At 71.2% G+C, this 23,658-nt stretch carries 24 protein-coding genes; 21 read left to right on the top strand and 3 right to left on the bottom strand.

The window, feature by feature from the left end:
• Nucleotides 1-214 precede the first annotated feature (214 nt).
• From ACGFRB_RS05655 to ACGFRB_RS05565, 19 genes are all read left to right on the top strand, one after another.
• A complete protein-coding gene (locus ACGFRB_RS05655; RefSeq protein WP_363007895.1) occupies nucleotides 215-1,129 on the top strand; it encodes an ATP-binding cassette domain-containing protein in 915 nt (304 codons plus the stop codon).
• 2 nt (nucleotides 1,130-1,131) lie between these two features.
• Nucleotides 1,132-1,902 (top strand): ABC transporter permease subunit, encoded by a 771-nt coding sequence (locus tag ACGFRB_RS05650; RefSeq protein WP_363007897.1) that lies wholly within the window; start codon nucleotides 1,132-1,134, stop codon nucleotides 1,900-1,902.
• Between the two features lie 131 nt (nucleotides 1,903-2,033).
• The gene (locus ACGFRB_RS05645) at nucleotides 2,034-2,159 is read left to right on the top strand and encodes a lasso RiPP family leader peptide-containing protein (protein WP_363007899.1); all 126 of its coding nucleotides are present in this window, start codon (nucleotides 2,034-2,036) and stop codon (nucleotides 2,157-2,159) included.
• Between the two features lie 116 nt (nucleotides 2,160-2,275).
• The gene (locus tag ACGFRB_RS05640) at nucleotides 2,276-4,111 is read left to right on the top strand and encodes an asparagine synthase-related protein (RefSeq protein WP_393239408.1); all 1,836 of its coding nucleotides are present in this window, start codon (nucleotides 2,276-2,278) and stop codon (nucleotides 4,109-4,111) included.
• The gene (locus tag ACGFRB_RS05635; protein WP_363007903.1) at nucleotides 4,108-4,368 is read left to right on the top strand and encodes a lasso peptide biosynthesis PqqD family chaperone; all 261 of its coding nucleotides are present in this window, start codon (nucleotides 4,108-4,110) and stop codon (nucleotides 4,366-4,368) included. Before ACGFRB_RS05640 ends, ACGFRB_RS05635 begins: the two co-directional genes overlap by 4 nt.
• Nucleotides 4,365-4,796 carry a lasso peptide biosynthesis B2 protein gene (locus tag ACGFRB_RS05630; RefSeq protein WP_363007905.1) on the top strand — a complete coding sequence of 144 codons (432 nt, stop codon included), beginning with the start codon at nucleotides 4,365-4,367 and terminating at the stop codon, nucleotides 4,794-4,796. The genes ACGFRB_RS05635 and ACGFRB_RS05630 overlap by 4 nt, the downstream gene beginning before the upstream one ends.
• A complete protein-coding gene (locus ACGFRB_RS05625; protein WP_393239404.1) occupies nucleotides 4,793-5,761 on the top strand; it encodes an ATP-binding cassette domain-containing protein in 969 nt (322 codons plus the stop codon). The genes ACGFRB_RS05630 and ACGFRB_RS05625 overlap by 4 nt, the downstream gene beginning before the upstream one ends.
• Nucleotides 5,762-5,763: 2 nt before the next feature.
• Nucleotides 5,764-6,660, top strand: coding sequence for an ABC transporter permease (locus ACGFRB_RS05620; protein ID WP_393239401.1), 897 nt, complete (start codon nucleotides 5,764-5,766; stop codon nucleotides 6,658-6,660).
• Nucleotides 6,661-6,753: 93 nt separating this feature from the next.
• Nucleotides 6,754-7,986 (top strand): sensor histidine kinase, encoded by a 1,233-nt coding sequence (locus ACGFRB_RS05615; protein ID WP_393239398.1) that lies wholly within the window; start codon nucleotides 6,754-6,756, stop codon nucleotides 7,984-7,986.
• Complete coding sequence (locus ACGFRB_RS05610; protein WP_363007913.1) at nucleotides 7,983-8,666, top strand: response regulator transcription factor; 684 nt, start codon at nucleotides 7,983-7,985, stop codon at nucleotides 8,664-8,666. The genes ACGFRB_RS05615 and ACGFRB_RS05610 overlap by 4 nt, the downstream gene beginning before the upstream one ends.
• A gap of 31 nt (nucleotides 8,667-8,697) precedes the next feature.
• Nucleotides 8,698-9,873, top strand: coding sequence for an FAD-dependent monooxygenase (locus ACGFRB_RS05605; protein ID WP_393239395.1), 1,176 nt, complete (start codon nucleotides 8,698-8,700; stop codon nucleotides 9,871-9,873).
• Between the two features lie 85 nt (nucleotides 9,874-9,958).
• Complete coding sequence (locus tag ACGFRB_RS05600) at nucleotides 9,959-10,735, top strand: hypothetical protein (RefSeq protein WP_393239392.1); 777 nt, start codon at nucleotides 9,959-9,961, stop codon at nucleotides 10,733-10,735.
• On the top strand, nucleotides 10,735-11,496 hold the full coding sequence (locus ACGFRB_RS05595) for a hypothetical protein (RefSeq protein ID WP_363007919.1): 762 nt from the start codon (nucleotides 10,735-10,737) through the stop codon (nucleotides 11,494-11,496). Before ACGFRB_RS05600 ends, ACGFRB_RS05595 begins: the two co-directional genes overlap by 1 nt.
• Nucleotides 11,497-11,507: 11 nt before the next feature.
• A complete protein-coding gene (locus tag ACGFRB_RS05590; RefSeq protein ID WP_363007921.1) occupies nucleotides 11,508-12,674 on the top strand; it encodes an inositol-3-phosphate synthase in 1,167 nt (388 codons plus the stop codon).
• Nucleotides 12,671-13,612 carry an SCO3242 family prenyltransferase gene (locus ACGFRB_RS05585; RefSeq protein WP_393239388.1) on the top strand — a complete coding sequence of 314 codons (942 nt, stop codon included), beginning with the start codon at nucleotides 12,671-12,673 and terminating at the stop codon, nucleotides 13,610-13,612. Before ACGFRB_RS05590 ends, ACGFRB_RS05585 begins: the two co-directional genes overlap by 4 nt.
• Nucleotides 13,609-15,147, top strand: a complete 1,539-nt coding sequence (locus ACGFRB_RS05580) for an EboA domain-containing protein (protein WP_393239386.1) — start codon at nucleotides 13,609-13,611, stop codon at nucleotides 15,145-15,147. The genes ACGFRB_RS05585 and ACGFRB_RS05580 overlap by 4 nt, the downstream gene beginning before the upstream one ends.
• Complete coding sequence (locus ACGFRB_RS05575; protein WP_363007927.1) at nucleotides 15,117-15,977, top strand: TatD family hydrolase; 861 nt, start codon at nucleotides 15,117-15,119, stop codon at nucleotides 15,975-15,977. The genes ACGFRB_RS05580 and ACGFRB_RS05575 overlap by 31 nt, the downstream gene beginning before the upstream one ends.
• A 13-nt stretch (nucleotides 15,978-15,990) precedes the next feature.
• Nucleotides 15,991-17,178, top strand: a complete 1,188-nt coding sequence (eboE, locus tag ACGFRB_RS05570; protein WP_393239383.1) for a metabolite traffic protein EboE — start codon at nucleotides 15,991-15,993, stop codon at nucleotides 17,176-17,178.
• A gap of 4 nt (nucleotides 17,179-17,182) precedes the next feature.
• Complete coding sequence (locus tag ACGFRB_RS05565; protein ID WP_393239380.1) at nucleotides 17,183-18,577, top strand: alkaline phosphatase family protein; 1,395 nt, start codon at nucleotides 17,183-17,185, stop codon at nucleotides 18,575-18,577.
• On the opposite strand, the gene ACGFRB_RS05560 is transcribed toward ACGFRB_RS05565, so the two are convergent.
• The gene (locus ACGFRB_RS05560) at nucleotides 18,516-19,280 is read right to left on the bottom strand and encodes a BTAD domain-containing putative transcriptional regulator (protein WP_393239377.1); all 765 of its coding nucleotides are present in this window, start codon (nucleotides 19,278-19,280) and stop codon (nucleotides 18,516-18,518) included. The genes ACGFRB_RS05565 and ACGFRB_RS05560 overlap by 62 nt on opposite strands.
• A 236-nt stretch (nucleotides 19,281-19,516) precedes the next feature.
• On the opposite strand from ACGFRB_RS05560, the gene ACGFRB_RS05555 reads away from it, so the two are divergent.
• Together ACGFRB_RS05555 and ACGFRB_RS05550 are read left to right on the top strand one after the other, a co-directional pair.
• On the top strand, nucleotides 19,517-20,212 hold the full coding sequence (locus ACGFRB_RS05555) for a DUF3105 domain-containing protein (RefSeq protein WP_363007935.1): 696 nt from the start codon (nucleotides 19,517-19,519) through the stop codon (nucleotides 20,210-20,212).
• Entirely contained in the window at nucleotides 20,209-20,835 is a 627-nt protein-coding gene (locus tag ACGFRB_RS05550; protein ID WP_363007937.1) for a DUF305 domain-containing protein, read from the top strand. Before ACGFRB_RS05555 ends, ACGFRB_RS05550 begins: the two co-directional genes overlap by 4 nt.
• A 1,006-nt stretch (nucleotides 20,836-21,841) precedes the next feature.
• Here ACGFRB_RS05550 and ACGFRB_RS05545 read toward each other — a convergent pair.
• Nucleotides 21,842-22,063, bottom strand: a complete 222-nt coding sequence (locus tag ACGFRB_RS05545; RefSeq protein ID WP_363007939.1) for a hypothetical protein — start codon at nucleotides 22,061-22,063, stop codon at nucleotides 21,842-21,844.
• A 175-nt stretch (nucleotides 22,064-22,238) separates the two neighbouring features.
• On the bottom strand, nucleotides 22,239-23,414 hold the full coding sequence (locus ACGFRB_RS05540) for a serine hydrolase domain-containing protein (RefSeq protein WP_393239372.1): 1,176 nt from the start codon (nucleotides 23,412-23,414) through the stop codon (nucleotides 22,239-22,241).
• Between the last annotated feature and the right edge of the window lie 244 nt (nucleotides 23,415-23,658).

Raw genomic sequence — 23,658 nt, 5'->3', positions numbered from 1 at the left:
GGCCGTCCTCTACCTGCTGCTCGGCGGCGCCGAGTTCGCGGCCCCGGCCGCCCCCCCCCCCCCCCCCCCCCCCCCCCCCCCCCCCCCCGCGCGGGGCCCCCCCCCCCCCCCCCCCCCCCCCCCCCCCCGGCGTGTCTGCGGGCGGCAGTCGGTCCCGGGGATGACATCCTCCGGCCTGATGTGCCCGAACCCGCCCCGCGGCAGGGTGGGGATCATGATTGAGGTAGACCGACTCACCAAGCTGTACGGGACGAAGGCCGCCGTCGACGGGCTGACCTTCACAGTCGAACCCGGCCGCGTCACAGGTTTCCTGGGTCCCAACGGAGCAGGCAAGTCCACCACCATGCGGGCCATGATCGGCCTCGACCGTCCGACCTCCGGACGGGTCCTGATCGACGGCCGGCCCTATACCGAACTGAGGTATCCCCTCCGCGAGGTCGGCGCGCTGCTCGATGCCAAGGCCCTGCACGGCGGCCGCACCGCCCGCGCCCATCTAATGGGGCTCGCCCGCAGCAACCGCGTCCCCGAGCGGCGAGTGGACGAGGTGCTGGATGTCGTCGGCCTCACCAGCGCGGCCGACAAGCGCACCGAGGGGTTCTCCCTGGGCATGGCACAGCGCCTCGGCGTGGCCTCCGCCCTGCTCGGCGACCCGTCCGTGCTGCTCCTCGACGAGCCGGTCAACGGCCTCGACCCCGAGGGCATCCTGTGGATCCGCGGGCTGATGAAGAAGCTTGCCGCGGAAGGCCGCACCGTGTTCGTTTCCAGCCACCTGATGAGCGAAATGGCGCTGACCGCCGATCACCTCATCGTGATCGGCCGCGGCAGGCTGCTCGCCGACACCTCGGTCGAGGGGTTCATCGCCCGCAACTCCCGGGCCTACATTCTGATCCGTACCCCCGAACCGGAGCGGATGCGCGACGTGCTCGCCGAGGCCGGCATCCACACCGACAACGGACCCGACGGAACCCTCGAAGCACTCGGCACCACATCGGAGACCGTGGGAGAGCTCGCCGCCCACCGCGGGGTGATCGTCCACGAGATCAGCCCCCGCACCGCTTCGCTGGAAGAGGCATTCATGCAGCTCACGGCAGACGCGGCCGAGTTCCGTGCGACCAAGGAGGTGCGGTGATCATGACAGACACCCGAGCGGCCGTCGCCTTCGAGTGGACCAAGATCCGCAGCGTCCGTTCCACCTTGTGGAGCCTGATCCTCTGCTTGCTTGTCAGCGTCCTCATCGCTCTGCTCTTCGGCTGGGTGCTACGCGGCGCCTTCGACGGCATGAGCCCCGAGAGCAAGGCGAAGTTCGACCCGGTCGGCTCGGGTTTCAACGGACTACGGCTCGGCATGATCTCCCTTGTCGTCTTCGGCGTGCTCACGGTCACCGGTGAGTACAGCTCCGGCACCATCCGCAGCTCGTTGGCGGCTGTCCCGCGACGCGGTGTCTTCTACGCGGCCAAGGTGCTCACCGGCACCGCCATCGCCCTGGCCGCCTCCATCGTGGTCGTGCTCGTCACCTTCTTCACCGCGCAGACCGCCATCGGCGAGGCGCACAACGCCTCGATCACCGATGACGGGGCGCTCCGCGCCGTCATCGGCTCCATCCTCTACATGACCCTGATCTGCGGGTTCTCCATGGGCCTCGCGACGGTCCTGCGCAGCCCCGCGCTCACCCTCGGCATCCTCGTACCGCTGTTCTTCATGGTCTCGGAGATCCTCAACAACCTGCCCGGAGTACAGAAGGCGGCTCAGTTCCTGCCCGATGCGGCGGGGGGGATCATCATGCGCCGCGAGCCCCAAGAGCACATGATCCTCACAGCGTGGAGTGGCATGGCCGTCCTCGCAGCCTGGGCGGCCCTGGCCCTGGCCGGCGGCTATGTGGCACTGAAGCGGCGCGACGCCTGAGCGGCGCGGCGCGGACACAGGACCCGGACGGGACGGCGAGCCCAGGAGCCCGGGACCTCAGGCCGCCTACGTTGTGCGTGTCCCCGGGGTGCGGCAGCTTCGCACCCCATCCCAGAACAAGGAGGGTGAACATGGCCATGCACGAGGAGTACGAGGCGCCCGCGATCGTCGAGGTCGGCGGCTTCGCGGAGCTCACGCTCGGCGCCGGTCCGTCGGACTGCATCGACTGGTTCAACGGCGACGCCTGGTTCTGCTGAGCACCTCAGTGAGGCGGTGACCCATCGCCGTGCACCCGGTCGGCGGAGCGGCTCCGGCGGAAACCCGCCGGAGCGGCTCCGCCGCTGCGTTCGACCGCCCACCCGAAGAAGGGGACATGGAGTTTCTGATTCTTCCCGACTGCGCCGCCGCGGAACCCCTTGCGCGTGCGGTGGCAGGATCGGACGTCCGGACCGTCACGCACGCTTCAGGCCGGCCCTGGCTGTTGGGCCGCTGGGACGACGACGCGTGCGTCGTTGTCGACGGCGGCCGGAACCGCCTCGTGCTCCTCGGCCCCACGCGAGCCGACACCGGTCTCCTGCGCCGGCTCCTGGCGAATGTCCACTCGCTGTACGACCTCGACTCCGTGGCCCGGTCGCTCCCCGGCTCCTTTCACCTCGCCGCCTCCTTCGACGGCCGCACCCGGACCCAGGGCTCGCTGTCCACGGCCCGCCACGTTTTTCACGCGCGCGTCGACGGGATCACAGTGGCCGCGGACAGTCCCAGCGGGTTGACCGCCCTCATGGAGACCGGGCTGGATGAGGAGACCCTCGCCCTCCAACTGCTGCTGCCCGTGCCCTGGCCGCTCGCTGGACGCCCGGTCTGGACGGGAGTCCGCTCGCTCGGTGTCGGCTGTTGGCTGGATGTGACACCCGACGGTGAGGCCCGCGAAGTCTCCTGGTGGACTCTGCCCGAGCCCGATACCCCGATCTCCCGGGCCGCCGAGGCGATCCACGATGCCCTGGTCGACTCTGTGGCCGTCCGAGCAACCCACCAGGAGGTCGTCAGCGCCGACCTGTCCGGCGGCCTCGACTCCACCAGCCTGTGCTTCCTCGCCGACCGGACCGACGCCGACCTGGTCACCCACCACTGGAAGCCGATGGACCGCGCCAACGCGGACACGACGTGGGCGAGAAGGGCTGCCGCGCTCATGCCGTCTGCCCGGCACCGATTCGTGGACGTGGACGAGGGGCCGCTCTGGTACGAGGCCGCACCCGACCAGGACGGTGCCCGCGACGACGTGGAGGGTCCCCTCATGTGGACTCGCAACCGTGCCCACACCGAGAGCTTGGCGCGTACCGTCCAGGCCGAAGGCGCGTCCAGGCACCTCATCGGCGTCGGTGGGGACGAATTATTCGGCGTGTCCCCCCAGTTCGGCTGGTCGCTGATCCGCAGTGACCCGCTGCGGGGCATCCGTACCATGCGCCGGTTCCGCTCCGTGAATCGATGGCCGCTCGGAGCCACCCTGCGTTCGCTCGCTGACCGGTCCGCCTTCGCCGACAACCTGGACCGAGCCGCCCAGTATCTCACCGCTCCGCCGCCACCCCGCTTCGTACCGCCGCAAGGCTGGGGCCGCGGCGATCTGCGGATGCCCCCGTGGGCCACACCCGACGCTGTCGCGGTCGTCCGCCGCCTGCTGGCTGATACAGCGGCACGTCGACCCTCCCCGCTGCACCCCGATCGGCTCCAGCACCAGACGCTGGAGGTCACCGTGCTCAGCGGGCATGCCGCCCGTCAACTCAACCGTTCCCTGCGCCCCTTCGGTGTCACCTTCGAGACGCCCTTTCTGGACGACCGGGTGATCGAGGCAGCCCTCTCGGTGCGGGTCGCCGATCGGGTCGTACCCGGCCGCTACAAGCCGGCGCTCACCACCGCGTTGCGCGGCACCGTGCCCGACGCCGTGCTGGACCGGCGCGACAAGGGGGCCTTCGGCCAGGAGGCGTACGAGGGGCTCTACCGCAACCGTGAACGGCTCGCCGGGCTCTGCGACGGCCTGCGGCTCGCCGAGCACGGACTGGTCGACGCCGACGCGCTGAGGGCCGCGCTCTACCGGCCGATGCCCGACACCCGCTCGCTGACTCCGTTTGAGAACACCCTGGCATGCGAGACCTGGCTGCGCTCGCCGAGTGCCGCCGCCCCGCGCGCCTCGTCCCCCGCAGGAGGACCCCGATGACGTACACCCTGGAACCCGAGATCATAGCCACCGACGTCGAAGACGGTGTCGTCCTCCTCGACCAGCGCAGCGGACGCTACTGGCAGCTGAACCGTTCCGGCGCGGCCACCCTGCGGCTGCTCCTGGACGGCAACTCCGCCGAGGAGGCGGCCGAGTTGCTCGCGCTGGGCCGACCGGACGCCGCGGAACGGGCCCGCACGGACGTCCGCGCCCTGCTCGACACCCTGGTCAAGGCCCGGCTGGTGGTGCGCTCATGAGCATGCCCGTCGTCTCGGAGCGGTCCGTGAGGATCAGCTGGCACCGCCACGTCACCGCCCGCTGCGCGGTGGGTGCCGCCCATCTGCTCGCCAAGGTGCCGCCGCGCCGCCTGCGCCGCGTCCTGCGGAGCGCCTCGCGCGGCTCCCGGCCCGCCACCGCTTCCCAGACCTTCGACGCCCGCAGCTCCGTCGTGTCGGTCAGCGCCTGGTGCGCCGGACAGGGTTGTCTGGAACGGTCCATCGCCACAGCGCTCCTGTGCCGTCTGCACGGTACGTGGCCCGACTGGTGCACGGGGGTGCGCACTCAGCCGTTCCGCGCCCACGCCTGGGTCGAGGCGGAGGGGCGGCCGATCGGGGAACCCGGCGACACCGGGCTGTTCCGCGCCATGATGAGCGTGCGCCACCCGGCCGCGGAGGGGCCCCGATGAGCGGCGGGCACGCGGTGGTCGTGGAGGGCCTGCGTAAGACGTACGGTACCCACGAGGCCGTTGTCGACCTGGACCTCGTCGTCGCTCCCGGCGAGACTTACGGCTTCCTCGGCCCCAACGGCGCGGGCAAGAGCACCACCATCGGCATGCTCTGCACCCTGCTGCGGCCTTCGGCCGGGCGGGCGGAGGTGGCCGGACACGACATCGCCCGCGAACCCGACGCGGTCCGGCGCGGCATCGGCCTGGTCTTCCAGGAGTCCACCCTGGACGGCGAGCTGACCGCCGAGGAGAACCTGCGCTTCCAGGCGGACCTGTTTGCGCTGCCCCGCACCCTGGCCCGTCGGACCATCGCCGAACTGCTCGACCTCGTCGAGCTGACCCCACGCAAGGATGCGCCCGTGCGCACCTTCTCGGGCGGCATGCGCCGCCGGCTTGAGATCGCGCGAGGGCTCCTGCACACGCCCCGTGTGCTGTTCCTCGACGAACCGACCACCGGCCTCGATCCGCAGACCCGGGTCGCCATCTGGGAACACCTGCACCGGCTGCGCCGTGAGCAGGACATCACCATCTTCCTCACCACCCACCACCTGGAGGAGGCAGAGCACTGCGACCGGATAGCGATCATGGACCAGGGGACGCTGGTGGTGGAGGGCACGCCGACCGGGCTGAAGGCGGTCGTCGGCGCCGACTTGATCGTGCTGCACACCGGTGACGACGAGCGGGCGGCCCAAGCCGTCCAGGACCGGTTCGGTATCGAAGCCGAAGCCGCCCCCGACGGCGTGCGTCTGCGTACCCGGGACGGTGCCGCGTTCGTGCCCCGGCTCTGCGCGGAACTTTCCGTCCCCGTCCACGCGGTGACGGTGATCCCGCCCACGCTCGACGACGTCTTCCTGCACTACACCGGCCGCACCATCCGGGAGGCCGACGGTCCGCAGCAGCCGCCCCACTTCGGACCAAGGAGGTAGCCATGGCTCAGACCGAGGTACACGGCCCGCGTACGGAATTTGCCGCCCCGACCGGCACCGCCCCCGGCACACCCGCGCCGCGGGACGCCGGCGATGGCCGGCTGGCCCGCGACCTGCGCACGGTGAAGGTGCTGTGGCGCCGGGAGACCATCCGCTTCGGCCGCAACAAACTGCGCATCGCCATGGGCATGGTCACCCCGCTGATGTTCCTGCTCGTGCTCGGCACCGGCCTGAACTCCGCGATGTCCGAGGACAGTCTCTCGAACTTCCGGGCCTTCCTCTTCCCAGGCGTCGTCCTGATGTCGGTCCAGGCCCCGGCCATCGCCGTCGGCGCCTCGATCGTGTGGGACAGGCGGTCCGGCTTCCTGCGGCAGATGCTGGTGGCACCAGTGCGGCGCAGCGCGATTCTCGTTGGCACCTGCCTGGGCGGAGCGACCTCCGGAGCGGCCTACGGCATGCTCGTGATGCTACTGGGACCCGTCGTCGGCGTGCCCTACCATCCGCGACTCCTTGTGGTGCTGCTGCAGGTCGTTCTGGTGTCCTTCGCGTTCACCGCGCTTGGCGTCGCGGCGGCGGTCTGCATCCGGCGTCCCGAGACCTTCCAGGTGGCGGTGAGCCTTTGCATGATGCCGCTCTTCTTTCTCTCCGGGGCCATGTTCCCGGTCGACGGACTGCCCGGATGGCTAGGCGCCGTGGTGCGGTTCAACCCGCTGACCTATGCCGTGGACGCGTTGCGCCGCACCATGCCCGGTGACGCCGCGACGGCCATGGACAGCGGATCGACGAGCCCGCTGTGGTGGGGCTGGACCCCGTCCGTGGCGGTGGAGACCGGTCTGGTCGCGGTCCTCGCCATCCTCGCCCTGGCCGTCGCGACGCGTAAGTTCTCCCGGGTGGAATGAGCGCGTGGGCCCCGGTCCGGCCGCTCTCTCCTACCAGGGACTGTCATCCCACGGCACGAAGCCCTGGCACCGCAGGGCGGCTACGGTCGGACGATGGATCACTCCGAAGCCCCGCCGCTGTTCGGACGGCGGCTGTCCCCTGCCCAGCTCATCGCGCTCGACTGCTTGGCCGCGGCCGGCTACGTCGGGCTCCTGCTGGTCCTGCGGCACACCCGGGCGACCCCCGGACCGGAAGACCTGCCCGGCTGGGCCGCAGGCATTCTGATGGTCGCGACGGGACTGCCCGCCGCCGTCCGACGACTGTGGCCGCTGCCGGTGCTTGCCGTCACCTTGATCGTGTCGCTGGCCTCGGTGGGTCTCGGTGCCGTCACCGACCCGTTCCTTGCCGTGGCGTTCGTGCTCTACCCCGTCGCCCTGGCCGGAGCGGCACAGCGCTGGACTCCCGTCGCGGTGGCCGGCCTCATCGGCCTCGGCGGGATGATCGCCACTGAGCCCCGCAGCCCGTATGCCTACTGGTGGCTGGAGGGCCCCGGGCTCATGCTCATCGGCTGGGCACTGATCGCGGGTGCCTGGGCGCTCGGCAACGCCGTACGCGAGCGGCGCTCCTACGCAGCGCAGGCCGCCCAGGAGCTCGCCGAGCGGGCCGTTGCCGAGGAACGCATGCGGATCGCCCGCGAGCTGCACGACGTCGTCGCCCACAGCATCGGTGTCATCGCCGTCAAGGCGGCCGTTGCCCACCACGTCGTCGCCACCCGCCCGCAGGAGGCCGGTGAGGCGCTCCGTGTCATCGCGGCTACCAGCCGCGACGCGCTCCACGAGATGCGCCACCTGCTCGGCATCCTGCGCGCCGAGGACACGGGCGCCCTCACGGAGGCCGATCTGCGCCCGGTCCCCGGGCCCGCCGGGCTCGCCGGACTGGTCCGCAACGCCACTGAAGCAGGGCTCCGCGTCCGGCTCGACGCGCCCGATCTGGACGACCTGTCCGAGGCACTCGGCCTGACCGTCTACCGCGTGGTCCAGGAGGCACTGACCAACGCAGTCAAGCACGCGGCTCCGGCAGACTGCCGTGTTGTGATCACCAGAGACGAACGACAGGTGACGATCGACGTGACGGACGACGGGCGGTCGGGCCGCCTCGACGGGCCGGACCGGGGAGTCCCGACCCAGCCCGGCCACGACGGCGGGCACGGCCTCATCGGCATGCGCGAGCGGATCGCGGTGTACGACGGGGACTTCTCTGCCGGGCCGCGCCCCGGAGGGGGCTTCGGCGTCTTCGCCCGGCTGCCGCTTGACCTCTCCGACCCCCGCCGGGGGACGGCCCGATGAGCAAGGACATCCGCGTCGTCGTGGCCGACGACCAAGCGCTGCTGCGGGGCAGCTTCCGCCTCCTCATCGAGAACGAGCCGGGCCTGACAGTGGTCGGCGAGGCCGCTACCGGGCGCGAGGCGGTCGAAGTGGCCGCCCATGAGCACCCCGATGTCGTTCTGATGGACGTCCGGATGCCTGAGATGGACGGTATCGAAGCCACCCGCCGGATCTGCGGCTCACCGGATACGGCCGGGACCCATGTCCTGATACTGACCATGTTCGACCGGGATGCTTACGTGTACGCTGCGTTGCGTGCCGGAGCCGGCGGCTTCCTGCTCAAGGACACCCCGCCTGCGGACCTGCTCACCGGGGTCCGGGTGGTCGCCTCCGGAGAGGGGCTGCTGGCCCCCTCCGTGACGCGCCGCCTCATCGAAGAGTTCGCTCGCGGCGTCGAGCGCGCACCATGCCCCCCGAACCACGCGCTGGAGCGGGCCGGGATCACCGACCGCGAGCGTCAGGTGCTTACCCTGATCGCCCGAGGGCTCACCAACGCGGAGATCGCCGAGCGCCTGCGGCTGAGCGTGCCTACCGTCAAGACCCACGTCAGCCACCTGCTGACCAAACTCGACAGCCGCGACCGCGCCCAACTGGTCATCCTCGCCTACGAGACGGGACTGGTGTCGGCCGGCTCGCGGTGAATCCACCCGCGACCGCACATGAGGGGAACTCATGCCGAACACCCTGCCCGCCCCGCACGTCGCCGTGGCCGGCGCCGGCCTGGGCGGCCTCGCCGCCGCCGGCGCCCTGCTGGCCGCCGGCGTCACCGTCGACGTGTACGAACAGGCGCCCGCACTGCGCGAGACGGGCGTCGGGATGCACCTCGGACCCAACAGCTCCCGCATCCTGTTCCGCTGGGGCCTGGAGGAAGCGCTGCGCGCGGTTGCTGTCCGGCCCGTGGCGCTCGAGGTGCGCGCCCAGGACGGCAGGCTGCTCACCCGCCGTCCGATGGGGGACACCTGGGAGAAGGAGTACGGCGCCCCCCACCTCACCGTGCTCCGCAGCGACCTGCACGCCTTGCTTGTCTCCCGGGTGCCGGCCGAGCGCATCCACCTGGGAGCCGGCCTGGCCTCCTGGGCCTTGGACAAGAACGCCGTCCGGCTCCGGTTCGCCGGCGGGCACGAGGCCGCGGCCGACGTTCTGGTCGGCGCCGACGGGGTGCACTCGGTGGTGCGTCGCACCGTGGTGGGACCGGACCACACCGTCTTCTCCGGGTCGAGCGCACTGCGCGGGGTGGTGCCCGCGGCCGAGGTCCCCGGCCTCGCCCCCGACACCCTGTACATGTGGGTCGGCCGGCAGGCGCGGCTGCTCGTCGCACCGGTCGACGCGGGACGCCGGCTCACGTATGTGGCCGTCCTGCCCGACACCGCCCCGGCGGAGGAGTCGTGGAGTGCCACCGGTGACCGGGAGGCGCTGGCCACGGCGTTCGACGGCTGGCACGAGGACGTGACGGCCTTGGTGCGGGCCGCCGGAACACCGGGGCGCTGGGTGCTGTACGACCGGGAACCGCTGCCGCGCTGGGGCCACGACCGTGTCACGCTCCTCGGCGACGCCGCGCACCCGATGCTGCCGCACCACGGCCAGGGCGCCGGGCAGGCACTGGAGGACGCGGTCGCCCTCGCGCACTTCCTCGATGGCACCCCCGCCGGACTGCGCCGCTACGAGGAGTTCCGCCGCCCGCATACGACCCGGGTCCAACTCGGCTCGCGGGGCGGCGGAGCGCAGAAGGTCCGCCCCACCGGGGCAGGACCCGACGATGGAGCCGGAAGCGGCCTGGACCAGGTCGTGGAGGACGTGTCCTGGGTCCACCACTACGACGTCGAGGCGGCCCTCGCCGAGAACGTATAGACAGACGTACAGAACAACGACAGGCGACCGCACAACCCACGCTCCTAGCCTCGCGGCATCACCGTCGCAGACCGGAGGAGACCACGTGTCGCACCACGTAGACCGACGACAGGTCCTGAGGGTTTCACTGGGAGTGGGGGCCGCCGCGGCCGTAGGCCTGATGGGCTCCGAGCAGGCCGCAGCCGTGGGCCTGCACGACGAGCTCCCCGAGGTCCCCGGCATGAGTGGAGACCGCCGGGCCAACGAGTTCTGGTATCGGCTGGACGAGGCGACGCTGTTCCATTCCGCCCAGGAGGTGAAGGACGCCTACCGGGACATCAAGGCGCACGTCGGCAACATCGAGCGCGGGATGCGCGAGAAGTGGCTCGAGATGGTCGCCCAGCCCGGCTATCCGAGCAACTACGCCGACTTTCTTGCACCTGTCAAAGGGCCGCTGGAGGTCCTCTCGCGCACGCAACTCGGCGTGATCGACCGCTATTACGGCCGGCGTCACCACCGCCTCGTCCAGGCCTTCGGCTGGTTCGGGGAAGGCGTGCTCTACGACCCGCGCGGATACGCCCCGTTTCTCGTGCACACCATGAACTCCACCCCGGTGGTCCCGCCGCCCGGCTACCACACCTGGTACGCCTACATGCGCGGCATGATGCTGCTGGACATCGACCGCCCGCGCTGGGAGCGGATCGCCCCTGCCCTCGCCTTCGCCTGGGCGGTACAGAGCACCGCCAAGCCCGCTCAGGACAAGGTCAACCCGCCGCTCCCGGAGCACACCCTGCGTCGGCTCGCCGCCACCTGGCTGGTCAAGGACACCGACACGCTCGACCAGGACTTCCAGTCCTTCCCGTACCCCGATGGGATGAGCTGATGGCGGCTCGCCCCGGACGCCGTACCGTTCTGAGGGCATCGGCCGCGCTGGCCGCCGGAGCCGCGCTGCCCGTGGCGGGCGGCGTCCTGCCCGCCGCCGCGGCACCGTCCGGCGGCGAATTGCCGGAGATCCCGGGCATGCTTGGCGACCGCCGTGCCAACGAAGTGTGGTACCTGCTGGACCAGGCGACCCTCTACCGCCCGTCGCCGGAATTCAAGAACGCCTACTTTGCCCTCGTCGCGCTCTATGGCCCAGGGTGGGACAACGTTCTCCTCGGGACCTGGCGCCGCATGGTGACGGCTCCCGAGTACCCGGCGAACTTCGCCGAGTTCGTGGCCCCCGCGCGGGTGCCCATGGAGGCGATGTCACGCGTCCAGCTGGAGGTGTTCGACGCGGTCTACCGTCCGCGCGACCCAGGTCTCGTACGCGCCTTCGCCGAGTTCGGACAGGGCCTCCTGTACGACCCGCGCACCAAGGGCCTGCACATCATGACCGGCCGTCCGCCAGGCGGCTATCCCGTCTGGCACGTCGTCATGCGGGCCATGATGCTGCTCGGCATCGGCGCCGGCCGCTGGGAGCACCTGGCGCCCCTCAACGCCTTCGGCTGCGCCGTGCAGCTCGAGGCGGACCCGGACCTGGAGCACGTCAACTCGCCGCTGTCCCACCGGACGGTGCGGCGGCTCGCGACCCACTGGCTGCACCGCGATTTCTGGCAGCTGGACGTCGACTTCCAGTCCTTCCCCTATCCGCAACAGCCGTGAAGGAAGATGCCATGCGTACGGGAATCTGGCTGGTGGGCGGTCGCGGCTCGGTCGCGGCCAGTACCGTGGCCGGCGCGGCGGCCGTCCGCGCGGGACTCCTCCCCCCGACCGGCGTCGTCAGCGAGCTCGCGGCCTTCCGGGACGTTCCCCTGCCCGCCTTCGAGGACCTCGTCTTCGGTGGACACGACCCGACGACCACCGGACTCGTCAAGCGGGTCGAGCGTCTTGCCGCGGACGGAGTGGTCCCGCCCGGCCTGCCCGGTCTCGTCCGCCCGGACCTGGAGGCCGCTGATGCCGAGATCAGGCCTGGTCTGACCGGTGCCGGCCATCCGGCGGGCACCGCGGACGCCGCCGTCGACGCTCTCGCCGCCGACATCGCCGATTTCCGGAGCCGGACCGGCGCGGACAGCGTGGTCGTCGTCAACGTCGCCACCACGGAGCCGCCCGCCCGGCCGCATCCCGCGCACGCCTCCTGGGAGCTGCTCGAAGCGGCGCTCCGTCGCCCCGATGGCACCGATGTCCTGCCGGTCAGCTCACTGTACGCATGCGCCGCGCTGCGGGCCGGTTGCCCTTTTGTGGACTTCACGCCCTCGGCCGGCGCCCGGCTGCCCGCCCTGGACGAACTCGCCCGCCGGCGGGGGCTCGCGTACGCCGGCAGCGACGGCAAGACCGGAGAGACCCTGGTGAAGTCGGTGCTTGCTCCCATGTTCGCGCGGCGCGCGCTGCGCGTGCGGAGCTGGTCAGGCACGAACCTGCTGGGCGGCGGTGACGGAGCCGCGCTCGCGGACCCGCGGCGCGCCGCTGCCAAGATCAGGTCCAAGGACCGGCTGCTCAGGGAGCAACTGGGCGGGCCGGTGCAGGGCGGCGTGCACATCCACGAGGTGGCCGACCTGGGAGAGTGGAAGACGGCCTGGGACCATGTCGCCTTCGAGGGCTTCCTCGGCGCGCGTATGACCCTTCAGTTCGTCTGGCAGGGCTGTGACTCCGCGCTGGCGGCGCCGCTCGTCCTCGACCTCGCGCGGTTCATGGCGCTCGCCCATCGGGCCGGCGTCGCCGGTCCCGTGCCGGAATTGGGCTTCTTCTTCAAGGACCCGGTGGCCTCGGACGAGCACGCGCTGGATCGGCAGTTCGACACGCTGGTCGACTGGACACATCGGCTGGCAGAGGCGGTCCGATGAGCCCCGGAGACCGACTGGGCGCGTACGCCAGGCTGGTACGGCTGCCCGCCGCACTCACCGTGCCCGGTGACATCCTTGCCGGCGCCGCGCTGGGCGGGGCGGGGCTCCGGCCCCGCGTGGTCGGCCCGATCGCCTCCTCGCTGTGCCTGTACTGGGCCGGCATGGCCCTCAACGACTACGTCGACCGAGAGTTGGACGCCGAGGAGCGCCCGGAGCGCCCCATCCCGGCCGGGGAGATCAGCCCCAGGGCCGCTCTCGGGACGGCCGTCGCCCTCACCACCGCAGGTCTCGGCCTCGCGGTGCTCGGCGAGGGCCGGCGAGGACTGGCCACTGTCGTGCCGCTGACCGTGGCGGTCTGGGCATACGACACCCTCGGCAAGGAGTGGGCGGTCGGACCGCTGATAATGGGCGCTGCCCGCGGCCTCAACGTCCTGCGCGGCGCCGACCGGCTTCCGGCGGCCCTTCCGGCGGCGCTCACCCTCGCCCTGCACACGGCGTCGGTGACCACGCTCAGCCGCCACGAAACGGCGCCCCCGTCGGCCCTGACAATCGTCCCCGCCCCGCCCTCCGACACCAGCGGGCGGCGCTCGCAGGCCGGCGAACAGCGGGTGCGGGCCATCGCGGCCGCCTCGCTCGCGGCCAGCGTGATCGCCGGGGGCGCCGCCGTCCTCACGGCCAGGGGTGGAGCGCGCCGGCACCGGGCTCTGACCGGCGCGCTTGCCGCAGTGTTTCTCGCCACGTACGGCCCCGAACAACTGGCCGCCGTACGGAAGCCGACCCCTTACCACGTGCGCCGTGCGGTGGCGGCCGGCATCCAGGCGATGGTGCCACTCCAGTCGGTGCTAACGGCGGCGGCCGGCCGAGGCGGGCCCGGGCTCGGCCTGCTCGCCGTGTATCCGCTGGCCCGGCGCCTGAGTCGAAAGGTCTCCCCGACATGAGAAACCGCTCTCTGACGTATGCCTACGGCACCAACGGATTCGGTGACCACACCCTTGACGAGACGCTGGACGTGCTGCGCGGCCTCGGTTATGGAGGCGTCTCCATCACCCTTGACCGCCGCCACCTCGACCCGTTCGCGGACGACCTCGACCGCCGTCTCGCGCACCTGCGCGGCCGGCTCGACGAGCTCGGGCTGGAGGCGGTCGTCGAGACCGGCGGCCGCTACCTCCTCGACCCCTGGAACAAACACCGCCCCACCTTCTTCGACGACGGGCGAGAACTTCGCGTCGATCTGCTGCGCCGCGCCCTCGATGTCGCCGCTCGGCTCGACGTTCCCGTCGTCCACCTGTGGAGCGGAATCCTGCCTCCCGGCGTCGACGAGGAGACCGCCTGGGACCGGCTGCTCGGCGCCTGCGAGACCCTCACGGCCGAGGCCGAACGGCTAGGTGTCCGGCTGGGCTTCGAACCCGAACCCGGGATGTTCATCGACACCCTCGACCGGTTTGACGAGCTCTGCGCGCGCCTCGGTGATCCCCCCGCCCTCGGACTCACCCTGGACCTCGGGCACTGCCGCTGCCTGGAGGCGGAGTCGGTGGCTGCGTGCGTGCGACGGGCCGCCCCCCGTCTCGTCCACGTACAGATCGAGGACATGCGGCGCGGCACCCACGAGCATGTGGAGTTCGGGCACGGCGAGATCGACTTCCCGCCTGTTCTCGGCGCCCTCCTGGACGTGGGATACCGCGGTCTGGTCTCCGTTGAACTGCCCCGGCACAGCCACATTGCTCCTGCGACGGCCCGGCGCTCGCTGGCCTTCCTCCGCGCTGCCGAGCAGGGCGCGGGCGCCGCCGACGCGCTGTGGGACCTGCTGCCCGGCGCCGCCGCCGGCTGGACCCGCGAAGCCCAGCACACTCTCGCTGTGAACCCGGGCGCGGTGACCGGATTCTTTCCCATAGTGGGACGGCGCTGCGGCCGCGAGCCGTTGCCGGGCGCCGGCAACGGACCGTTTGCCTGGACGGTCGACGACGCCGTGCGCACCCTGCTGCTCGACGCTCCGGCCCTGCGGGGCACCGAACTTCTTTCCATCATCACTGAGTTGTATGAGAATGGGGACGCGGCCGAGCGGCGCGGCGTCCTGCGAGCGCTGCCGGTGCTGGATCGGGCGGGGAGGCTTGGCGATACCGCGCTGCCGCTTGTCCACGACGCGCTGCGCACCAACGACCTCCGGCTGATTGCGGCTGCCCTGGGCACCGCCCCGACCGCGCCCGGCTACGCCGCCCGCCACCTCGATGCTCAGGCCTTCCGTCAAGCTGTGCTCAAGTGCGTGTTCACCGGGATCCACCTGGACCAGGTGACCGGCCTGACGGAACGCGCCGACCCGGAACTGGTCCGCATGGTGCGGGCGTACGCGGACGAACGCCACACTGCCGATCGTGACGTGGCGCCCGACATCGAGGCATTCCTCATCGCTCACGAAACCGGACCGACCACGGAGGGAGCGCCGTCGTGCGTATCTTCGATTCCCACATCCATATGACCTCCCGGACCACGGATGACTACGCGGCGATGGCCGCCTCCGGGGTCCGGGCACTCGTGGAACCGTCCTTCTGGCTCGGCCAGCCGCGCACCGCCGTCGGCACCTTCACGGACTACTTCGACAGCCTGCTCGGCTGGGAGCCCTATCGTGCCTCCCAGTTCGGCATCCGGCACCATTGTGCCCTGGCGCTCAATCCCAAGGAGGCCAACGACCCCCGGCTCACCGGCGTGCTCGACCTCCTGCCGCACTACATGGCCAAGGACGGTGTGGTCGCCGTTGGCGAGATCGGCTACGACTCCATGACCCCGGCCGAGGACGAAGCCTTCGCCCGCCAGCTCGAACTCGCCCTCCGGCACGACCTCCCGGTGTTGGTCCACACCCCGCATCGGGACAAGGCAGCCGGCACCCGCCGTACCCTCGACGTCGTTCGTGAGTCGGGCATCGACCCCGCCCGCGTCGTCGTCGACCACCTCAGCGAGGCGACCATCGAGCCGGTTGCGGAAAGCGGCTGCTGGATGGGGTTCTCCGTCTATCCACGGACGAAGATGAGCGAAGCGCGGATGGTCCGTATCCTGCGCCGCCACGGCACCGAGCGCATTCTGGTGAACTCGGCCGCCGACTGGGGCCACAGCGACCCCCTCACGACGCGGGCGACCGCCGACGCGATGCTGGCCGCCGGATTCGGCGACGACGATGTCGATCGCGTGATGTGGGGCAACCCCGTCTCCTTCTACGGGCAGAGTGGCCGGCTGGTCCTCGACGAGGCCGTCGGCCCGGCGTGGCCCGAGGCCGCCTACGCGGGCAACTCCCTCGCCCGCGGCGGCGAGTGAGACCGGAGAAGCCATGCGGTTCAGACACCCGGACGGCACCCTCGTCCACCTTGCCTACTGCACCAACGTGCACTCTGCCGAGGACCTTGATGGAGTCCTCGCCCAACTCACCCGTTACGCCGTTCCGGTAGGACGTCGGCTTGGCGTCGCCCGGCTCGGCCTCGGTCTGTGGCTGTCCCACGCTGCGGTCACCGAGCTCACAGCGGACCCCGGGGCCGTCGCCCGGACGCGCCGGGAACTGGACGCACGCGGACTCGAGGTCGTGACCCTCAACGCCTTCCCCTACCAGGGATTCCACGCGGGAGCCGTGAAAAAGTCCGTCTACCGGCCCGACTGGTCCGAACAGGCGCGACTCGACCACACCCTCGACTGCGCCCGGCTTCTCACCGCTCTGCTGCCGGCCGACGCCGCGCGCGGCTCCGTGTCCACCCTTCCCCTGGGTTGGAGGGAGGCATGGTCCGCCGACCGGGCCGACCGGGCGGCTCGTCATCTGGACCGGCTCGCACAAGGCCTCGAGATGATCGCCGCGGACACCGGCCGTACCGTGCGGGTCGGTTTCGAACCTGAACCCGGTTGCCTGATCGAGAACACCGAGCAGGCCGTACGTCTGCTGGCCGCCGTCGACCCGCGGTGGCTCGGCGTCTGCCTGGACTGCTGTCACACCGCGGTGGGCTTCGAGGACGGGGCGACCGCCTGCGCCCGGCTCGCAGCCGGGGGTCTTCCCGTCGTCAAGGCGCAGCTCTCCTGCGCCCTGACCGTCGACGACCCGCAGGACCCGGCGGCTCGCGCCGCCCTGTGGGAGTTCGCCGAGCCGCGGTTTCTTCACCAGACCCGGGAGTCGCTGAACGGCCGGCTGCTCGCGGTCGACGACCTCCCCGACGCGCTCGGGGGAGCTCTTCCCGGGGTCGGCCCCTGGCGGATCCACTTCCACACCCCCTTGCACGCCGACCCCAAGCCCCCGCTGCGCTCCACCCGGAGCGGACTGCCGGCCATGCTCGACGCACTCGTCGGCGGTCCTTCCCCCCGCACCGACCATCTCGAGGTGGAGACGTACACCTGGTCGGTTCTGCCGTCCGCCACCGGCCCGGGCCCGGGCGTCGGCCCCGGGGACGACGACCTCATCGACGGCATCGCCGGAGAGCTGGCCTGGGCCCGCGACACCCTGACCCGACTCGGACTCAAGGACGAAAGCGCGAGGTGACTTCGTGAACCCACTCCTGGTGCTCGACGTCGTGGGACTCACCCCACGACTCCTCGCCCACATGCCCCACCTCCGCGCGCTGGGCGAGCGCGGCTTCCAGGCCCCCCTGGAGACCGTGCTGCCCGCCGTCACCTGCACCGTGCAATCCACCCTGCTCACTGGCGGGACACCGGCCGCGCACGGGGTGGTCGCCAACGGCTGGTACTTCCGCGACCTCGGTGAAGTGATGCTGTGGCGCCAGCACAACCGGCTAGTCGAGGGTGAGAAGGTCTGGCAGGCCGCCCGCCGGACTCGGCCCGACTACACGGTCGCCAACGTCTGCTGGTGGTACGCGATGGGAGCGGACGTCGACTGGACCGTCACACCCCGCCCCGTCTACCACGCGGACGGCCGCAAAGAACCGGACTGCTACACGTATCCGCCTTCGCTGCACGACGAACTTACCGACCGGCTTGGCGACTTCCCCCTCTTCCGTTTCTGGGGGCCGACCGCGGACATCGCGTCCTCCCGCTGGATCGTCGATGCGGCCCGCCATCTCCTGCGCACTCGCCGCCCCGACCTCAGCCTCGTGTACCTGCCCCACCTCGACTACGACCTACAGCGGTACGGGCCGCACGGCCGGGAAGCCGTCCGTGCGGCCCGCGCACTCGACCGCGTCCTCGCCCCGCTGCTCCACGATGCCCGACGCGCCGGGGTGACGACCGTCGCGCTCAGCGAGTACGGAATCACCGAGGTCTCCCGTCCCGTGCACATCAACCGTGCCCTGCGTCGCGCCGGACTCCTGGATGTGTATACCCAGGCCGGCATGGAGTACCTCGACCCCTGGACGTCCCGCGCGTTCGCCGTCGCCGACCACCAGATCGCGCATGTGTACGTCGCCGATCCCGCCGACGTCCCGGCCGTCCAGCGGGTACTTGAGTCACTGCCGGGCGTGGGGGCGGTCCTCGACGAGGCCGGCCGTAAGGAACGGGGCCTCGACCACCCCCGCTCCGGCGAACTGGTCGCCCTCGCCGATCGGGACGCCTGGTTCACGTACTACTACTGGCTCGAGGACGACCGCGCCCCCGACTTCGCCCGGCTCGTCGACATCCACCGCAAACCCGGCTACGACCCGGCCGAGCTGCTCTTCGATCACACCGACCGTCGGGTGAGACTCCGGGCGGCCACGGCGCTGGTCCGCAAGCGACTCGGCATGCGCTACCTCATGAACGTGGTGTCCCTCGACTCCGGGCGGGTGCGCGGTAGCCACGGGCTGCTGCCCGCCCACCCTGACGAGGGACCCGTCCTGCTGTGCGACGATCCGGCGGCCGCCCGTCCGCGGTACACAGCAACCGAGGTCAAGGCGCTCCTGCTGCGTCTGGCAGGACTGCCGCCGGATGATGCGGCTCCTTCCACGTGAGCCCTCCGTTGAGGACCGCGTGGTGCGTGGCTGCCAGGGCCGAGCCGGGGTCGACGCCGAGCTCCTCGGAGAGTAGTCGCCGGCCCTCGTGGTACACGGCGAGCGCCTCCGCCTGCCGTTCGCACCGGTAGAGCGCGGTCATCCATTGGGCCCGCAGCCGTTCGCGCAGCGGGAAGCGCGCCACCAGACCGGTGAGTTCGGCGACCAGCTGACGGTGCTCGCCCAGGGCCAGCTCCGCCTCGATCCGACTCTCCAGCGCGGCCATTCGCGCCTCGTCGAGCTGCGGGTTCTCGGCCTCCCGCAGCTCGTCCGTGACCCCGCCCAGAGACGGTCCGCGCCAGAGGTCAAGGGCCGCGCGCAGGAGCCGCGCGGCCCGGTCGGGGCGGCCCTCGCGCAGCGCCTCGTGTCCCGAACGGGACAGCCGGTGGAACTCGGCCGCGTCGAACCGCGCGGACCCGATGCCCAGGCGGTAACCGGCCGGTACGCGGATGAGCTCGACCGCGGCGCCCAGTCGTAGCCGCAGCCGCGAGACGTACGTGTACAGCAGGGCGTTCACCGTGGCGGGCGGCCGCGGCCCCCACAGGAGGGCGATCAGCCGTTCGTCGGACAGGACGCCCTCCCGGGCCAGCAGCAGCGCCGCGAGCAGGGTCCGCTGCTTGCGGCCCTGGATGGGAACCTCCCGGCCGTCGGTGCACACGCGCATCGGTCCCAGGATGCCGAATTCCATCTTTCTCCCACCGTTGGTCGTGCATGCCGGTACCCGCGGTCCCGCGGCCGGGTGCTGGAGATCGCCGAGCGTAGGACACCCCGCGTCCCGGGAGCCTGGGACAACCGTCCCGACACCGTCCTGGGAGCGAGTAGGGACCCTGGCCCCAGGACTTGAGGACCAGACCCTTCCTAACCTTGATCCGTTCACCCCCGTGACCCGAGAGGCCGCCCATGGAACAAGAGCAGCGCCCTTACCGCCCCCCGTCGGCCGGTCGCGACGACGACGCGCGGCAGGCCCGGCTCGACGAACTGCGCCGGGAGGATACGCGGCGAATCCGCCGTGGCAAGCGGCTGCGCGCAGGAGCGACGATCGCGGGCGCGCTGGTGGCGGTGGCCGTTGCCCTTAGCGTGGTCGCCGGCCTGCACGGCAGGCCCGCCGCCGACTCGACCGCCGATTCAGGAATAGACCCGGACCGGGTCAACGTCGCCGGCGAGAAGCTCTACCGGGAACTGGAGCGTGGCCACGTCAAGACGGAGGTCGACTATCCCGCCGGCATGCGGCCTCCCGCGGGCGGCCCGCACGACCCGCAGTGGCAGAATGCCAATGGCGACGTCTACACCCGGCCGCTCCGCGAGGAGAACGCTGTGCACGCCCTGGAGCATGGCGCGGTGTGGGTGACGTACTCGAGCAGGCTTCCCCAGAACGAGGTCGAGTTGCTGCGCGCCAAGGTGGCGGGTGTGCCGTACCGGATGATGAGCCCGCTGCCGGACCAGGACAGCCCCGTGCGCCTCACCGCATGGGGACACCAACTGTCCCTCGAGTCCGCCACGGACGACCGGATGGACGCCTTCTTCGACACCTACGTCCAGGGGCCGCAGGCCCCCGAGCAGGGCGCGCCAGTCACCGGCGGAAAGGCGACCCCGTGACCGGCCGGCGTCCTGCCCGTGGCTTGCTGACGGTCGCCGCCGTCCTCGTCCTGCTTGGGGGCGCCTTGATGCTGACTGGTCTGTCCCGCGGCCCCCGTACGGACACAGAGGCGCCGGCCGCTGACTCGGTCGCGGTCGGATTCAGCCGTGACATGGCCGTCCATCATCAACAGGCGGTCGAGATGTCGCTGTCCGTCCTGCGCAACGGGGCTTCCGTCGAGGTGCGGACGCTGGCGTACGACATTGCCAACACACAGGCCGCCCAGCGGGGCATGATGCTCGGGTGGCTCCAGATGTGGGGTCTCACTCCCACATCGGGCGAGTCGCCCATGCGCTGGATGGGCATGCCGCCGACGAGCGAGGAGGACCGTCGGCGAGGTGTTCTGATGCCCGGAATGGCGAGCCGCGCCGACCTGACCGAACTTGCCGCGGCACACGGCACCCGCGCCGACGCCCTCTACCTCCGCCTGATGATCGCCCACCACCAGGGGGGCGTCCACATGTCCGAGGCGGTTACGGCCCCCGACACACCCCCGGCCCTCCTCCGCCTGGCCCAGGAGATGACTCGGGGCCAGCGGGCGGAACTGGACCTGATGCGGTCCCTGGCGAGGGACATCGTCTGAGTCGACGTGACACGAATCCGCCAGTGGGTCGCGGTGGACGGTTCGTGGCGGGGCCGTACACCATGAAGCCGTCGTGTTCCGCGTTCTGCTGCATCTGCTCCACGAAGCGCAGGACACCCTGCTTGGCGGCGATGTCGGCCAGAACCCGGGCCTTCAGCCCTCCGGCCTCCTTGGCCGTGCCGGGCCTTACGGCCTGTGCCGTAGCACCGGTCCGGTGCGTGCGCGTCAATGGCTGCCTTGGGTTGTCTTGGCGGAGTCTGGTGGATACGAACAGGGACAATCCGCAGCGTCAGGTGCGGCTGAGTTTCCTGAGCTGACCAGAGTGGCCGGGAACGTCCTGGGTGCGGTCACCAGGGCGACCTCGACGGAGCGAGTCCGCCGTGGACGACGGCGTAGCGGTGGGCACCACGGAAGATCCAGCGTGAGCCGCCGGGCCGGAATTCCGCTTGGTGTCAAGGTCCTGAAGCGGGAGGGGAGTGGCCGGCCCGGCAGCCATGGGGGCCCACCCGCTCCGGACCGCGGCCGGGATTCCTTCGGCACGCGGACGGAAGTCCTCAAGAGCGGGGTGGGCTTGCCGGTCCGCTGATCATCGGCGGGGGCCGGCCGGTGGGGTTGGCGAAGCTCACGGCTCTGAACTGCTCAGATGCCGTGAGCTTCTGGCGTTGCCGGTCGGCGTCGACTGGCCTTGGGCGGTCCGGGGACGGCCCAAGGGACACACGCTTTCAACGGTGTCGAGAGGGTGCCGGTCGGCGTGCGGGGGCGTTCACCAGCGTTCGCGGGCGACTTGCCTGCCGGAAGCGTCCGGCGCGTGGCCCTGCGGGAGGGCTTCTTCCTCCCCGAAGTCCGGGGCTTGGAAGGGCTGGGTGGTCGGAGGCGGCGATGTCGCGGTGGAATCGCGGGGTCGCCCTTCCAGGGCGGAGAACAGCGACGTCGGATTGATGAGAGATCTCCCGTTCGTCATGGGCCCTTTGGGGCCTGATGGTGCCGTGACCGGGCGCGGCCGGTCCTACAGCTTGGTCATCTTGGGGTACGGGCTCAGGATTCGCATGGGCTCCGAGCCGAAGTCCACGAGTACCGCGATTCCTTCCTCGATGCCGATCACTCGGCCGAGGCCGTACACGTCGTGTGTGACCTGGTCGCCGATGGCGAAGTATTTGGGGGCGGGCCTGACCGGAGCCTTGAAAGGGCTGGTAGGCAAGTGGCGCTTGGGTGCGGCGGGCTTTGACATTGTCTCCAGTATGCGCCCACGAACCGTGCCGGCGGTCGACTCTCGGGGACCGGAAGTAGTTGATTGCTGAACTAGGTCCTGGGTGTGTCCGGAGTCGACGGAACGGGGCCGGGCCCGCGGGAACGCGTCGGCGCCCCCGCGGGCCCTCTCCCGCCTCCCGTCTGTCTCCGCCCGATCAGCGGCACAGCGCCGTGTCGACGGCTGCCTCCACCCGCTGGGAGGCCGCGCCCACCGGGGCGGTGGTCACCGCGATGCCGGCGGCACGGCCGTCCTCGGTGACGCCGCCTCGTGTCCGGTATCCCAGGGCCGTTCCGCCGTGGCCCCAGTAGACGCCGCCACACGACAGCGGTGTGCTGGTCAGGCCCAGTCCGTAGCGGACGCCGGGGCCGCGTACCTCCGCGGGGACGGTGGTGCGCATCTGGGCGAGCTGGGCCGGCGGCAGGAGTTCACCGCCGAGGAGGGCGGTGAAGAAGCGGTTGAGGTCGCTGTTGGTGGACACCAGAGCACCTGCGGCCCACCCCATGGACATGTCCATGGTGGTGTAGTCGACCAGAGGGCCGTCGTCCTCCTCCCGTTCGTAGCCCTTGGGGTGGGGCTCGTGGACGGTCGTCTCTCCGGGGGTGGGGAAGTAGGTGTGGCGCAGTCCGATGCGGTCGATGATGCGCCGGCCGATCTCCTCGCCCACGGGGCGGCCGGTGACCTTCTGGATGATCAGGCCCGCGACCAGGTAGTTCGTGTTGCTGTACTCCCACTTCGCGCCCGGGGCGAAGCGGGCCTCCTGCTTCAGGGCGCCGTCGAGCAGGTCGCGCGGCTCGAAGTACCGGTACCGGACGGCGGGGAAGTCCGCGAAGACGGGAGCGTTCATGTACTCGGGCAGGCCGCTGGTGTGCTGGAGGAGCTGGCGGACGGTGATGTGGCGTCCGTCGATCCCCTCGCCACGGAGCAGGCCGGGCAGGTAGGTGTCGACGGGGGCGTCCAGGGCGACCTTCTTCTCGGCGACGAGCTGGAGGACGACGACGGCGGTGAACGGCTTGGTGTTGCTGCCCGCCCTCACCTGCCCGTCCTTGGGGACCTTCGCCCCGGTCTTGAGGTCGCCGACTCCCGCGGTGTAGGTGCGGGTCCGGCCCTCGCGGTCCGTGACGCTCGCCAGCGCGGCGGGTATCCCGTCGTCGGCCACCAAGGCGTTGAGGCTGTTCTGAACGGGGTCGGGCCTGGCCGCCGAGGCGGTGGGCGGGAACAGCGCACCGGTGGCCAGGACGGCTCCGGCGAGTACGGTCGCGGCCGGCGCGGCCTTGCGCCGGCCGGTTCGCGAAAGAGGGGTACGAGAACTCGGCGAAACGCGTGCGTACATTACGACTCCTGTCGTGAGGGTGAAGGTGAGCAGGGGCCCGCCGGGGCATCGGCCGCCGTTCCCGCGAACGCGAACGCGAACGCGATCGGGAACGCGAACGCGATCGGGAACGCGAACGCGAACGCGATCGGGAACGCGAACAGGAACGGCGACCGATACCGTCAAGCGCCGGTGGCGCCAGGACTCCCGCCGCCGGCTCGACCCGCCCTCACCAGGCGGCCGCGTCCGCGGCCGCTCGACGGGG

It is taken from the genome of Streptomyces sp. NPDC048718 (assembly GCF_043198875.1).
Taxonomy (GTDB): Bacteria; Actinomycetota; Actinomycetes; order Streptomycetales; family Streptomycetaceae; genus Streptomyces.
This window is presented reverse-complemented; position numbering and strand designations above follow the sequence as displayed.